This window comes from Mycobacterium sp. NGS49 (assembly GCF_059812565.1).
On the sequence record NZ_JCALCX010000022.1, the window covers coordinates 46,719 to 60,636 of the forward strand.

The following is a 13,918-nucleotide window of genomic DNA, read 5'->3' on the forward strand; positions in this document are numbered from 1 at the left end:
AAAAGGGCGCGTAATGTCACGGCGGCGTTGTCGCTTTCGGCTGCGCGACGACGTGGCCGGTGCTGACTCGACAGGAGTGTCAGATGTCGTTCGTGTTCGTGGCGCCGGAGCTGCTGGCGGCGGCGGCGCAGGAGTTGGCTGGTATCGGTTCGGCTGTTGCAGCAACGAACGCGGCCGCGGCGGCTGCCACGACGGGTCTGGTGGCGGCGGGTGGCGATGAGGTGTCGTCGGCAATTGCGGCGGTGTTCTCTCGGCATGGTCAGGCCTATCAGGCGCAGAGTCTGCGGGCGGCAGGCTTGCACGGTGAGTTCGTGCAGACTCTGACTGCGGGGGCGGCGGCCTATGCGGTTGCGGAGTCGGCTGCGGCCGCGCCGCTGCAGGGTGTGCTCGATGTGGTCAACGCGCCATTTCAGTCGTTGTTGGGGCGGCCGTTGATCGGCAACGGCGCCAGCGGGGCTCCGGGCAGCGGGGCGGCCGGGGGGGCCGGGGGACTGTTGTGGGGCAACGGCGGGGCCGGCGGATCCGGAGCACCGGGCGGGACGGGCGGTGCCGGAGGGGCAGCCGGGCTGTTCGGCGCCGGCGGTGCGGGCGGCGCGGGCGGGGACTCTAACGCGGCCTCTGGCGGCGCCGGCGGGGCCGGCGGGACCGGCGGGCTGCTGTGGGGCGATGGCGGGGCCGGTGGTCCCGGCGGGCTGACCACCGTCACCGGGATGACCGGAGGCGCCGGCGGGGCGGGCGGGTCAGGCGGGCTGTTCGGTGCGGGCGGTATGGGCGGAGTCGGCGGGACCGCCGCGGTAGCTAAAGGGCTCGGCGGGGTCGGCGGGAGTGGCGGCGCTGGGGTTTTCATGGCCGGGGGCGGCGGCGTCGGCGGGTTCGGTGACGCCGGTGGGTCCGGGGGGGCCGGCGGCAATGTGTTGTTCGGCGTGGGCGGCAACGGCGGCGCAGGCGGTGCTGGTCTCCAAATTGCCGGCGGAGTCGGCGGGACGGGCGGGCAGGGTGGCATTCTCTTCGGCGCTGGCGGGACCGGCGGCGATGGCGGGGTGGGCAACACCGGTGGGGCAGGCGGGCCCGGCGGAGCTGGCGGCATGCTCTTCGGCAACGGCGGCAGCGGAGGCGCCGGAGGCTTCGGCATTACTGGCGGGGCCGGCGGGCCCGGCGGCGCCGGCGGCCTGCTCACCGGTGGCGGCGGCGCCGGCGGCATTGGCGGGGATGCCGCCGACCACGCCGGGGCTGGCGGGGCCGGTGGCAACGCGGGTTTGTTCTTCGGCTCCGGCGGGGCCGGTGGGGCCGGTGGGGCCGCCGGGTCATTCGGCGCGGGTGTGACAACGGGCGGGGCCGGTGGCGCTGGCGGCAAGGCGGGGCTTATCGGCACCGGTGGTGACGGCGGGGCCGGCGGGACCAGTACCACCACGAGTGCGGGCAGCATCGGCGGCGCCGGCGGAATGGGGGGTACCGCCGTGCTGCTCGGCAGTGCTGGCAATGGCGGCAACGCGGGACTGGGGCTCAACGCCGGAATTCCCGGTATCAATGGCGGGCCGTCACCGCTGCAGCCTGCGTTCGACTTGATCAATGCGCCGGTTCAGGCGTTGGTCGGGCGTCCGTTGATCGGCAACGGCGCCAACGCGGCCCCGGGATCCGGAGCCCCCGGGGGGGCCGGTGGACTGTTGCTGGGTAACGGCGGGGCGGGGGGGTCGGGCCTGCCCGGCCTGCCCGGCGGGCCTGGCGGCACGGCCGGGCTGTTCGGCCTCGGCGGGGCTGGCGGTGCCGGCGGGAATACGAGCACGGTCGCCGGCGGGGCCGGCGGGACCGGAGGGACCGGTGGGTTGCTGTCGGGCAGCGGTGGTGCTGGCGGCGCTGGTGGGCTGAGCGCCGCGGGTTTGACCGGCGGGTCAGGCGGGCTGGGCGGGGCTGGTGGGCTGTTGGGTGGCGGCGGCGCGGGTGGTCGCGGCGGCTTCGGCGGGACCGGGGGCGGGGGCACTGGCGGGGCCGGCGGCACCGGGGTGTTTCTGGCCGGCGCCGCCGGCGCCGGAGGAGCTGGCGCCACCGGCGGGACCGGGGGCGCCGGGGGCAGTGCGCTGTTCGTTGCCGGTGGCGCCGGCGGCTCCGGCGGGCTAGCCACCGCGTCCGGCGCGACGGGCGGATCGGGCGGCGCCGGCGGTTTCAGCGTGCTTGTCGGCGCGGGCGGGCCCGGCGGGCCCGGCGGGGCTTCTTTTAACGGGCTGGGAGGGGCCGGCGGGGCCGGCGGGGACGCCGGGCTGCTCTTCGGCCACGGCGGTGGCGGCGCAGCCGGCGGGTTCGGCTTCACCGGCGGTGGGTCTGGCGGTGCTGGCGGCAGCGCTGGACTGCTATTCGGTAGCGGCGGTGGCGGCGGAGCCGGCGGGTTCGGCTTCACCGGCGGTGGGTCTGGCGGTGCCGGCGGCGACGCCGGCTTGCTCTCCGGCTCCGGTGGCGCTGGCGGGATCGGTGGTGCCAGTGGGGCTTTCGAAGGTATCACCAGCACGGGCGGGGCGGGCGGGGCTGGCGGCAAGGCCGGGCTGTTCGGCTCGGGCGGTGACGGCGGAGCCGGCGGGACCAGCACCTCCACGGGCGCGGGCAGCAAGGGTGGAAACGCCGGCGACGGCGGCAATGGCGTCGTGGTCGGCGATGGCGGCAATGGCGGCAACGCCGGGCTCGGCCTGACTGCGGGAACCGCCGGCGTCGGCGGCGCCGCCGGGCTGCTGTTCGGGAACGACGGGCTGACGGGTAAGACTTAGCCGCCCACGGCCCGCCGGGCCGCGTGCGCTCCGGCGAGTCGGCCGAAGAAGGACCCCTCACCGAGTTGCGTCCCGCTCGCGTACCCCTTGCCGTCCTGAGCGATGTTGGAGGCGCACGCCCCGGCCGCGTACAACCCGGGAATGACGCTGCCGTCAGCGCGCTGCACCTGGCCGTCGAGGGTGACCGTCAGCCCGCCCATGGTGAAGCCCGAGTACATTGCCCGTCCCAGCGACAGATCGAACACCGCCCAGGGGCTCTTATCTTGTGGCGCAAGATATTCCGGTTGCTTGTGGAAATCCGGATCTTCGCCCTTGCCCGCGGAATCGTTGTAGCGTTTCAGCGTTTCGGCGAGATTGCCCGCGGGGATACCCAGGGCCGTCTCCATCTCGGCGATGGTCTCGTATCCGTCCAGAAATTTGATGAGCGGCATTTCGGGCATCTGCATGTGCGATTCGTCGACGATCAGATATGCGGTCTGCTCCGGCTGCTCCAGCACGAACGCCGAGGTGCGTGAGTGGTACGAGTCCTCCGCAACAAACCGTTTGCCCTTTTTGTTGACGATGACCCCGGTCAGCAGGATCTCCGGCGGATAGGCCGCCGCGGTGATGAACAGCTCGTCCAGGTTCTTCGTGGCGCCGCCGGCCGACATGCCCAACCGGATGCCGAGCCCGTCGTCGTGGGGGTTACCGAGGATGTACGGCGCCACCAGACCGTGATGCTTGGTGCGTCGCGGCTGTCCCAGCGCCGGTGTGTGCTCGGCGACCATCTCGGGATTCATCGCGAAGCCACCGGCCGCGATGACGACGGCCTTCGCCCGCACGGCTCCGGTGTCGGAGAAACGCTTCCAGCCCGCGCCGACGACCGCCGCGTTGTCGTCCACGATCAGGTGGGTGACACCCGTCTCGTAGTGGACCTGCACGCCGAGTTCGTCGGCGCGTTTGACCAGCAGGTCGATCACCATGGCGGCACCGCCCAACTCGCCGGGTACCGGCACGGAATGCCCGCGCGGCGCGGGCCTGGCCTGCTCGCAGAACGGCCACACTTTTTCGTTACCGGTGTAGCTCAGGCCCTCGGTGCCCGGCGGCACCACCACCTTGCCCGGGTAAAAACTCCGCTCGAACTGAAAGCCAAGTGCCTCAAGCCAGTTGAAGTGCTCGACACTGCCCTCGCAATAGCGGCGGATCTTCTCGAGTTCGGGTTCGCGGGACACCGCGACCAAGTACTTGTACATCTCCTCCGGCGAGTCGGAGTGACCGGTGGCCTGCTGAACCGCGGTGCCGCCACCCAAGTAAAAGTGGCCTCCTGCCATCGACGTGGTACCACCCGCCGCGGCGGCCCGTTCCAGCACCAGGACCCGGGCGCCGGCGGCGGCCGCACTGACCGCCGCACATCCGCCGGCGATACCGAAGCCGACAACGAGCACGTCGACCTCGTCCGACCACGACCGCACCGTGTCCGCATTGGCCGTCGGCGGGATTTCGGTGCTCACTGCTGCTCCTGCTTTATGTAGTCGTAGAACGCCTTGATCTCTGGTGAGAGGTACGCGATCTCCACGAACGGAATGCCTGCCTGGGGCGCGCTGATGTAGCCGAAATGGATTCCGCCGGGCATCACGCCCCGTTGCACCACCTGGGCCCCGTGTTCGGCCGCGTCGGTCAGTGCGGCCTCGAACCGCTCCGGCGTTTCGGCCTCCATGCAGATGTGGTGCAGACCCGGGCCGTGATCACGCAGAAATTCACTATAGATATTCTCTCCGCGGACCGGAGCAATCAGCTCGAGCTGCATGTCTCCGAGATAGCTCAGCGAAATGCTCGCAACGAAATCGGCGGGTTCCCCGCGTAGCAGACACGATTCCGGGCCGAAGTGCACATCAGGTATCCGCACCCACTTGCGAGCTCCTAATAGCCCGGTGAGAGCCATTTCTGTGGCGTCGAGGTCTGGCGTAACCCAGGCGATCTGGATCGGTGACGCAACGACAACGTTCATCGTCTGGCAGACTATCGCAGCTCGCGTCCGGCAGAAAGAACGGGGAAACACTTTGCCGCTGCACTGGCCGGACCGGTCGGTCGCGACCGGGTGAACATGTTCTAGTTCGGCGGAGCGAACAGGTCGATCAGCAGCCGCACCTGGGTGTCGAACACGCTTTTGGGGTCGGTCACCGTATCGGCGCCGTACTGGCCGAACACTTCCATGCTGATGGCACCCAGCACACCCGCCCACAACAGGAAACATCTGGCCATCACCCGGTCGTCGCCGGGAAAGCCGAACTCGTGCCGGATCCGTTCAAAATCCGACGCCATCGGCTGCGGCGCCGCATCACTGGTGAGCATGATGTCGCCCGTGGTGATGCCCGCCGCGATCGCGTCGAACAGATCGGCGACCACGCGAGTGCCGACTCCCAGCGTGCGGTCGGGCGGCGCGTGATATCCGGGGATCGGACTGCCGTACAGCAACGCCCAGCGCGCGGAGTTGGCGACCGCCCAGGCGCGCACCGCGTGCGTGATGGCCAGGACATCGTCGGACCAGGTGTCGCCGCCGGTGTTCTCCCGGGTGCGTCGCACCGCCTCGGCCAGGTCCGAATAAGCATCGACGCGCAGCAGGGTCAGCAGTTCGTCCCGATTTGCCACGTACCGGTAGACGGCCGAGGAAACCAGGCCCAGCTCCCGGGCAATAGCGCGTAACGATAAACCGGCCGCGCCGCGCTCAATAAGATGGCGACGCCCGAGTTCGAGAATCTTTTCCTCGATCTGCTCGCGCGACTCGTGGCGTTTACCCACGCGGCAATTCTGGCACGGGCGAGATCACCGCTCTTGCCTTACGGCTGATGCGTTAGGGAGCCCCGTCATCGCCAGAATTCCCCGGCAGTCAGGTAAGGCGTTTGCGGCTGAAACAATTCAGAATTTGATTACGGTCAGCGGGGGTTCGGCGTAGACGTGACGCGCTAGGGATTGAATCCCGCGTCCTCGCGAACCTGTTGGCTGACGGACTGCCAGGAAACCGCAGCGGGCAGGGTGCCCCACACGCTGTTGAAGATCCCGACGATCTGGCCGGAGCCTTCTCCGGCCAGGTAGATCGGCCCCCCCGAGTCACCCTGCTGGGTCTGGACACTGTTGGTCATGGTGAACCAACCGTTGTTGACGCTCTGCACCGTTCCACAGCTCTCGCCGGTGATGATGCCGAAATGGCAGACGGCCTGTCCCTGGGATACCGTGCCCGGGCCGGAGCGCAATTGGCGTCCACCCGGCAGAACGTTGCTCACCGTGACGTTGTCGGCCAAAGCGATCGCCTCGTAGTCGGCGATTATCTGATCGGTGGCGACGGTCGAACCCGTCGGCGTGTTGTCGCGGAAGGCGGTCATGTGTCCGATGACGTTGTTGGCCTGATCCGTTACGGTGCCGCCGCCCCGGCAGTGCCCTGCGGTGTACGCCATGTGTGTCCGGACATCGACGAATCCCAGCGTGCAGACCCGGTTGTCCTGGTGAATCTCCATGCCGGGGTAGACCACCGTGGGATCCGCGCCGGCGGTTGCCGGCGCCAGCGCCGAAACCGACGCCGCGAACATCAGGGATGCGGCAACTGAACGCAACACCGGCCGGCGCATTATCGGACTCCGATCCGTCTCGGGCCGACACAGTGCCGACCTCCCCTATCGAGGTTACGGATTGATAACCCCGTAGAGGATTTCGCGCCGGGTGGCCGCCGCGTTACCGCGACGCCGTGACAGGCGCGATCTCCTCGGTTTGACTGGCGTTTCGCGGTGCCCAACCGGGTGGCCCGAAGATATATCCCAGCCGGTCACGCAGCCGGGTGGCGGACCGGACGTCGCGGGCGATCGCCAGGTACTCGCGGGTCTGCAGCTTCCAGATGTTGAAGGTGTCCACCTGCTTGGTCAGCCCGTAGTGCGGACGGAACAGTTCCTTCTGGAAGCTGCCGAACATGCGGTCGAAGATGATGAAGATGCCGCCGTAGTTTCTGTCCAGGTACATCTTGTCCATGCCGTGGTGCACCCGGTGGTGCGACGGGGTGTTGAAGATGAATTCGTACCACCGCGGCAGCTTGTCGATGCGCTCGGTATGCACCCAGAACTGGTAGATCAGGTTCAGCGACCAGCTGAAGAAGATCATCCAAGGCGGCAGCCCCAGCAGCGGCAACGGCAACCACATCAGGATCTCGCCGCTGTTGTTCCATTTCTGGCGCAGCGCGGTGGCGAAATTGAAATATTGGCTTGAGTGATGCGCCTGGTGGGTAGCCCAAATGAGCCGGATGCGGTGGGCGACGCGGTGGTAGACGTAGTAAAGCAAGTCGACACCCACGATCGCGACGACCCACGTGTACCACTTGGTCGCAGGGAGGTGCCACGGAGCAACGTAGGCATATATTGCGGCATATCCCAACAGCGCCAACGTCTTCCAGGCGGCAGTCGTGGCAATCGACACCAAACCCATCGAGATGCTCGCCATGGAATCGCGGGTGAGGTAGGCGCCAGACGACGGCCTGTCCTGCGGCGCGGTCTTGGCAGCAGCGGCATCGAGCTTCTCCAGCTTGCGGGCCGCGGTCCACTCCAGGCTCAACAGTAAGAGGAAGAAGGGAATGGCGAACAGTACCGGATCCCGCAGTTCCGGGGGGAGCCCCGCAAAGAAGCCCGTCATAGCACTCACACCAGACAGATTACTGATAGCCGCGTCTGCCCGTGCCGAGTTATGCCAGGGCAGGCCCTGGTGAGAACGATGGTGCGCCCGGTGCGCAAACATCATGTGACGCAGCGCCTGCTTCGGGCATCGGGCCTGCGGAATCGGATGTTCCCACCGGCGAAGCTGGCCAGCTGGGCCGCCAATCCCCGGCCGCCCTACTGCGGTCAGCCGTCCAAGCTGGTGCTCAAGAAGATCGACGTGGTGCGCGAGGACCTCAACGGTCGGCCCGTCTACCAGGTCAGCCCGCGTCACGTCGAACCCCGCGAACACGCCGGGCACCTGATTTATCTGCACGGCGGCGCCTATGTGCTGGATCTGCTGCCGCATTTCCACTGGCCGGCCATCGCACGGTTGGCCACCGTGCTGCAGCGCACGGTCACGGTGCCGATCTACCCGATCGCCCCCGAACACAACTACCGTCAGGTGTTTCCATTCCTGTTGCAGCTCTACCGCCGCATCCTGGAGACCAGAGACCCGAGCTCGATCGCGTTCATGGGCGATTCGGCCGGTGGCGGGATGGCGTTCGCGCTGTGCCATGCCGTGCGCGACGCGGGTTTGCCGCAGCCGACCGATGCCGTACTGCTCTCCCCGTGGATGCATCTCGGACTGCCGGACCCCGACGTGCCGGCCGTCGCGAAGATCGACCCGTTCCTCAACCTCGACGACCTGCGTGCCGCCGGCATCCGCTACGCCGGCGGCGATCCGCTCGACACTCCCCTACTCAGCCCCTGCGTGGGGCCGCTGGAGGGGCTGCCGCGACTGACGGTCTTCACCGGAACCCATGATGTACTCAACCCCGACGCCCGAGCCTTCCGCAGGCGCGCCAGCGCTCACGGGCTGGACATCGGCTGGTACGAACTCGAAGGAGGCATGCACACGTGGATGCTCCTGCCCGGACACAAGGCCAAGACGACGATCGGCCAGATCCGCGACGTGCTGTCGGCGTAACCCGGGTTCTGGTGATCGGCTCCGGTTTTGCCGGTTTGTGGACCGCGCTGGGTGCTGCGCGCCGACTCGAAGAACTCGGTGTCACGCCGGGAACGGTGGACGTCACGGTGCTCAGCACTCAACCGTTCCACGACATCCGGGTGCGTAACTACGAGGACGATCTGCGTAGCTGTCGTATCCCGCTTGCCGAGCTGCTCGATCCGGTGGGCGTCGCGCATGTCACCGCCGAAGTCACCGGCATCGACTCCGACGCCCGCACGGTTACCACGTCGGCCGGGGTGACCTACCGGTATGACCGCCTGGTCCTCGCCGCCGGCAGCCGGGTGAACAAACCCGACCTGCCGGGTCTGCACGAGTACGGGTTCGATGTCGACACCTACGACGGCGCCATGCGGCTGCAGCGGCATATTCAAGCGTTGGCGGGTGGGTCGCCGGAGGCCACCGTTGTGGTGGTCGGGGCCGGGCTGACCGGTCTCGAGACCGCCTGTGAGTTGCCACATCGGCTGCGTCGCCTCGGCCTGACGCCGCGGGTGGTGCTGGTCGACCACAACCCGCTGGTCGGCTCCGACATGGGCGCCTCGGCGCGGCCGGTGATTGAGAAAGCGTTGTCGGACAACGGAGTTGAGGTTCGAACCGGCACGGGAGTGACGGCCGTCGGGCCGGCCAGTGTCGCACTGACCTCGGGTGAGCGGTTGGACACCGCCGCCGTGGTGTGGTGTGCCGGGATGCGGGCCAATGCGCTGACCGAGCAGTTGCCGGTGACCCGCGACCGGTTCGGGCGCGTCGCGGTCGACGACTTTCTGCGGGTGATCGGGGTGCCGGCGATGTTCGCCGCCGGCGACGTGGCCGTGGCGCGGATGGATGACGAGCATCTGTCGGTGATGTCGTGTCAGCATGGGCGGCCGATGGGCCGGTATGCGGGCTACAACGTGATCAGCGACCTGTTCGACAAACCGCTGCTGGCGCTCCGGATCCCTTGGTACGTAACGGTTCTCGACCTCGGGCCGGCGGGCGCGGTGTACACCGAGGGCTGGGATCGGATTGTGGTGAGTCAAGGCGAGCGGGCCAAGGACACCAAGCGGACCATCAATACCAGGCGCATCTACCCGCCCCTGACGGCCCGGCGTGCCGACCTGCTGGCGGCGGCCGCACCGAAAGTACAGGCCCGGCCCTGATCAGTCGGACTGGCCGGACGGGATGATCGGGCCGGTCTGCTCGCCGGCATACCAGTGCACCGCGTAAATGCCGGGTTGCAGCGACAATTCGGCCACCAGTCGTTCCAGCTTGGCCGGCGAGTGACCGCCCAGCAGCACGTGCGCCGTCAATGCGACGTTGTCGTCTGACTGTCCGGTGTGAATGCCGCGCAGGATGATGTCGTTGCTGCTGGTGTGCTGCACGATCTGGGCGCGGGCATACTTCGCAGACTTGGGGCGGCAGACGACCTGGACCTGGTAGGGCTCGAGTCCCTCGTCCTCCTCGCCGGAGTTGTCGTGGTCGATGAGCCGGCCCAGCGGGCGTCCCAGCAGATGGATGGCAATGACGGTGCCGGTGGCGATCAGGGCAAACACCAGGTGGCCGGAGGCCGCCAGCACGCCCACGGCGGCCGAGCACCACAGGGTGGCCGCAGTGTTGAGCCCCCGGACGTTGGCGCCCTCGCGCAGGATGACACCGCCGCCGAGGAATCCGATACCGGACACCACGTACGAGGCGACCCGGGTGGGGCTGCTGTCCTCGGTGGCCGCGGCGTACAGCACGAACAGGGTGGCGCCGGTCGCAACCAGGGCGTTGGTGCGCAATCCCGCCATGCGGGCCCGCCACTGACGCTCCAGTCCGATCAGCGCGCCACATCCGACGCCGACGGCCAGGCGCAGCGCGAATTCGGCGATGGTCAGCGTGTGCACGCGCAACTCCTCTCCGAATCGGAACGCTACGGCAGCCAACCAGAATCGGGTTAACACGAAGTGGCGACCAGGCAAACCGGGTTGCCGCTAGAAGTAGCCGCCCTCGTTTTGACCCAGGTGCTCGGGACAATATGTGTTCGACGCGATGGCGGTGAACAGGGCGGCGCCATCCAGAGTGAGCCCGGGGTTCTGATTCCGCACGTCGGTCAGCACCTGCAGACCGGTTTCGCCGTTGCGCATCAATCCGCACACCGCTTGGGCGGACGTGATGGCTTGCGGCGGGTTGGGAACGGTGATGCCCGCGTTGGCCAGTGCGGCGAGAAACGCGGCATCGTCGCCACCGGGCTCTGCCTGCGCCGGGGCGGCGAAACCGATCGCGGCGACGACTGCGGCCACGGCCAGCACCGGTCTCATGTGCCGCCCAACTGCGCATCGGGCAACGTCACCTTGGGCTTGTCCTTGTTCGAGACATGCACCGCGTGGATCCCGGGCTCTTTCGACAACTTGTCGAGCAGGGCGTCGAGGCCGTCCTTGTCGACATTCCAGTGCTTGACCGAGTCGGGTTCCTTCTGCAGTTTCGCGATCACGCTGTCCAGCTTGACCGGCTCGACGTGGCCTTTCCCGCCGTTGGCGCGGGCACGGGCACCGCTGCCGCTGAGGACCTGAGCGCCCGCGGCGCCGAGCGCGCCGCCCGTCATGCTCCCCAGCGCCATCTGGTTGAGCAGGTTCGCCGGGATGGCCGCCGAGGGTGCTGCGGCCAGGCTGGTGGCAGGCAGCGCGGTCGAGGCCATCCTGATCGCCGGCGTCGCCGAGGCCCAACTCGGTGGCACCGACAACTTCCCCACCACGTTGGCCGCGCCTACGCTGGCCGACGTTGTCGATGCGGCGCTGGTCAGGCCGCCGGTCGGCGCCATACCCAGCCCCGCGCCCAGCGCGGACTTCGGGATGTCCTCGAGCGGAGGTTTCCAGAACAGCTTGAACTCGGTCATGCCCAGGTTGGGCACGCTCATGGTGTCATTGGCAACCACGCTGAACCGGCCGATGTCGGCCACGATGCCGAAGCTGTTCTCCCATGTCGAGGCGGCCAACGGAGTACCGGTCAGGGCATTGAGGAGCTGGCCCATCGCTTGGATGTACGCGGTGCCGCCGGCGCCGAGAGCCTCGAAGACCTGCAGGACGATGTCGAAGGGAAAGACCGGTGCCGCGGTCGGCGCGGCAGTCGCCGCCGCCGTACCGGCCGCCAGGCCGCTGGCCTGTCCGACCGCCGCCTGTTGGGCGGCGAGGCCGGACTCGTTGGTGATCTGCGGCGGTTCGGTATAGGGCGTCAGTCTGGCGGCCGCCGCCGACGATGTGGTGTACCCGAGCATCGCCGCGGTGTCCTGCGCCCACATTTCCCCGTACTGCGCCTCCAGGGCTGCGATGGCGCCGGTGTTCTGCCCGAAAATATTGGTTGCCACCAGCAACGCCAACTGGCTGCGGTTTATTGCGATCTCCGTCGGCGGCACCACTGCGGCGAAAGCCGCCTCGTAGGCACTCACGGCCGCCTTGGCCTGGTCTGCCGCCGCCTTGGCCTGCGCCGCGGTCGCTGACATCCACGCCACATACGGCGCTGCGGCCGCCGCCATCGCGGCCGCCGACGGACCGGTCCAGGATTCATTCGCCAGTCCGTCGACAATCAAGGCGTATGAGGCTGCCGTGGACTGCAATTCGATTGCCAAGTTGTCCCAGGCCGTGGCAGCCGCGATCATCGGCCCGGCGCCGGGGCCGGTGTACATCAGGCCGGAGGTGATCTCCGGCGGTCGCACCGCAAAACTCATAGACGCGGCCTTTCTGCTGCGTACGTCATCAGTCAGTCCGCCGGTATCACGATGATGGTCGCTGTGGTGGCGACGTCGTCGGCCGCCGCGACGCCACCGTTGCTGCCGGCAGCGCCGTTACCGACGGTGCGGATGCTGGCGCCGGCCAGCGCGCGTCCGGCCAAACTCGCCATGGCCATTTCGCCGAACAAGCCGCCCTCGGCGGCCGCGGGTGCAGCGGCCAGCGCAGCGGGGCTGGCTGCGGGGAGTACCGACGCCATCGTCCTCATCACCGGAGCGGCGGTCACCCAGCCTTGGGGCACCGACAACGACCCGACCAGGGTGGAATGGCCCATCGACCCGGACACCCCGCCGGCAGGCGCGACGGACGCCACATAGCCGCCGCGCAGCGGCGACAGACCGGCCGCGGGTTTGCCGCCGGTACTCAGCAGCGAGGCGACCCCCGGCGCATTCTGCGACAGCCCGAGGATCTGCAGGGCGAACAACCACCAACCGCCGAACAGAACGAATCCGATGATGGGACTGTAAGCACCGGTGACGGCAGCAAAGAAGGGCCGAATCCCCACGATAAACGGGTTGATGGCATCGATCACCGTGCCGACTGGCGTCGAAGCCGCCGGTGCCGCAGCGGCCGGACCCACCGTCTGCAATGCGTTAGGCACCGCGGTCATCAGCTGAGACAACCCGGCCTGTATTTCGGACGCGCCGACTGCCTCGGTGACCGCCGCGGCTTGTCGTCCCAGACCCGAGGGGTCGGTGGTCTCCGGTGGCTCGGTAAACGGCGTCAACTCGGTGGCCGCCGCTGACGCTGCCGCGTAGCCGTACATGGCGGCGGCGTCCTGGGCCCACATCTCGGCATACAGCGCTTCGGTGGCAGCGATGGCGGCGGTGTTCTGTCCCAGCAGGTTGGTGGCGATCAATGCCATCAGCAAGCTGCGGTTGGCCTCGATGACCGGCGGCGGCACTGTCGCCGCGAACGCCGCCTCGTACGCGCCGGCGGCAAGCTTGGCCTGCGCGGCCGCGTGTTCCGCCAGTGTTCCCGTCGAGGTCAGCCACGCCACGAACGGCGCGGCAGCCACCATCATCGACGTGGCTGCCGGGCCCTGCCAGGACCCGACGGACAAGCCGTCGATCGTCGAGCCGTATGCCGCCGCGGTGGAGTGCAACTCGGCGGCCAACGCATCCCATGCCACCGCAGCAGCCAGCATCGGCCCAGATCCCGCCCCTGTGTACATGCGTCCCGAGTTGATTTCCGGCGGCAACGCCCCGAAGTCCATCTATTCCCTCCGGTCCCCATTGTGGGCGCCATGGTAATCGTCGCCGCCGAGGTCTGCGGGGAGGTCCGGCTCATCTCATACAAAATCCACCAGATGCCCTAATGACACTCCGCGCAATTCCACGTATTGGCGGGCCGTGGCTTTCGGGGAAGCCGGGGAAGAGTCCGAGCGGGAGCCGCGCGCTGGGTGCGTCAGCTCTTCGCGAGGTGCTGGGGGCAGTAGTACTTCGAGGAGATCACCGCGAACTCGGCTGCGGCGTCCAGATTGAACGCCGGGTTGTGGGTCTGCACGTCGTGCACGAGCTCCAGACCGGATTCGCCGTTGTTCAAGCACGTGCAGACCGCTTTGGCGGACCTGATGGCCTGGCCCGGTGCGCCGTACCCGATGTCGGCGGTGTGTAGCGCCGCCAGGAAGGCCCCGTCGTCACCACCGGCGTCATCCGGATCGCCGTAGGCGGGGGCGGCGAATGCGATGGTGACCGCCACACCGAGCATTGTCAGCAGCAGTTTCATGGCCCTACCTTTCTTCGT

General features: G+C 68.3%; 13 protein-coding genes. 3 read left to right on the top strand and 10 right to left on the bottom strand.

Annotated features, from left to right (window positions below; translation table 11 throughout):
- Positions 1 to 83: 83 nt before the first annotated feature.
- Entirely contained in the window at positions 84 to 2,753 is a 2,670-nt protein-coding gene (locus AC5Y7D_RS21680) for a PE family protein (protein WP_499927561.1), read from the top strand.
- Here AC5Y7D_RS21680 and AC5Y7D_RS21685 read toward each other — a convergent pair.
- The 5 genes from AC5Y7D_RS21685 to AC5Y7D_RS21705 form a co-directional block, all read right to left on the bottom strand.
- A complete protein-coding gene (locus AC5Y7D_RS21685) occupies positions 2,750 to 4,243 on the bottom strand; it encodes an FAD-binding protein (RefSeq protein ID WP_499927563.1) in 1,494 nt (497 codons plus the stop codon). The two genes, AC5Y7D_RS21680 and AC5Y7D_RS21685, sit on opposite strands and share 4 nt — an antisense overlap.
- Positions 4,240 to 4,740, bottom strand: a complete 501-nt coding sequence (locus tag AC5Y7D_RS21690) for a VOC family protein (RefSeq protein WP_499927565.1) — start codon at positions 4,738 to 4,740, stop codon at positions 4,240 to 4,242. The genes AC5Y7D_RS21685 and AC5Y7D_RS21690 overlap by 4 nt, the downstream gene beginning before the upstream one ends.
- A 101-nt stretch (positions 4,741 to 4,841) precedes the next feature.
- Positions 4,842 to 5,531: a TetR/AcrR family transcriptional regulator gene (locus tag AC5Y7D_RS21695; RefSeq protein ID WP_499927567.1), complete on the bottom strand. Its 690-nt coding sequence runs from the start codon at positions 5,529 to 5,531 to the stop codon at positions 4,842 to 4,844.
- A 164-nt stretch (positions 5,532 to 5,695) separates the two neighbouring features.
- Positions 5,696 to 6,355: an Rv1815 family serine proteinase gene (locus AC5Y7D_RS21700; protein WP_499927568.1), complete on the bottom strand. Its 660-nt coding sequence runs from the start codon at positions 6,353 to 6,355 to the stop codon at positions 5,696 to 5,698.
- A gap of 103 nt (positions 6,356 to 6,458) precedes the next feature.
- A complete protein-coding gene (locus AC5Y7D_RS21705; RefSeq protein ID WP_499927570.1) occupies positions 6,459 to 7,412 on the bottom strand; it encodes a sterol desaturase family protein in 954 nt (317 codons plus the stop codon).
- A gap of 81 nt (positions 7,413 to 7,493) precedes the next feature.
- Between AC5Y7D_RS21705 and AC5Y7D_RS21710 the strand changes: the two genes are divergently transcribed.
- Together AC5Y7D_RS21710 and AC5Y7D_RS21715 are read left to right on the top strand one after the other, a co-directional pair.
- Positions 7,494 to 8,393: an alpha/beta hydrolase fold domain-containing protein gene (locus tag AC5Y7D_RS21710; protein WP_499927572.1), complete on the top strand. Its 900-nt coding sequence runs from the start codon at positions 7,494 to 7,496 to the stop codon at positions 8,391 to 8,393.
- Positions 8,394 to 8,401: 8 nt separating this feature from the next.
- The gene (locus AC5Y7D_RS21715) at positions 8,402 to 9,568 is read left to right on the top strand and encodes an NAD(P)/FAD-dependent oxidoreductase (protein WP_499927645.1); all 1,167 of its coding nucleotides are present in this window, start codon (positions 8,402 to 8,404) and stop codon (positions 9,566 to 9,568) included.
- Here the strand turns inward: AC5Y7D_RS21715 and AC5Y7D_RS21720 are convergent, their stop codons facing one another.
- The 5 genes from AC5Y7D_RS21720 to AC5Y7D_RS21740 all read right to left on the bottom strand — a co-directional run bounded on the left by AC5Y7D_RS21720 (position 9,569) and on the right by AC5Y7D_RS21740 (position 13,900).
- A complete protein-coding gene (locus AC5Y7D_RS21720) occupies positions 9,569 to 10,294 on the bottom strand; it encodes an MgtC/SapB family protein (protein WP_499927574.1) in 726 nt (241 codons plus the stop codon).
- Between the two features lie 87 nt (positions 10,295 to 10,381).
- Entirely contained in the window at positions 10,382 to 10,708 is a 327-nt protein-coding gene (locus AC5Y7D_RS21725) for a DUF732 domain-containing protein (RefSeq protein WP_499927575.1), read from the bottom strand.
- Positions 10,705 to 12,111 carry a PPE family protein gene (locus AC5Y7D_RS21730; protein WP_499927577.1) on the bottom strand — a complete coding sequence of 469 codons (1,407 nt, stop codon included), beginning with the start codon at positions 12,109 to 12,111 and terminating at the stop codon, positions 10,705 to 10,707. The genes AC5Y7D_RS21725 and AC5Y7D_RS21730 overlap by 4 nt, the downstream gene beginning before the upstream one ends.
- Before the next feature lie 32 nt (positions 12,112 to 12,143).
- Entirely contained in the window at positions 12,144 to 13,388 is a 1,245-nt protein-coding gene (locus AC5Y7D_RS21735; protein ID WP_499927579.1) for a PPE family protein, read from the bottom strand.
- 191 nt (positions 13,389 to 13,579) lie between these two features.
- Entirely contained in the window at positions 13,580 to 13,900 is a 321-nt protein-coding gene (locus AC5Y7D_RS21740) for a DUF732 domain-containing protein (RefSeq protein WP_499927581.1), read from the bottom strand.
- Positions 13,901 to 13,918 lie beyond the last annotated feature (18 nt).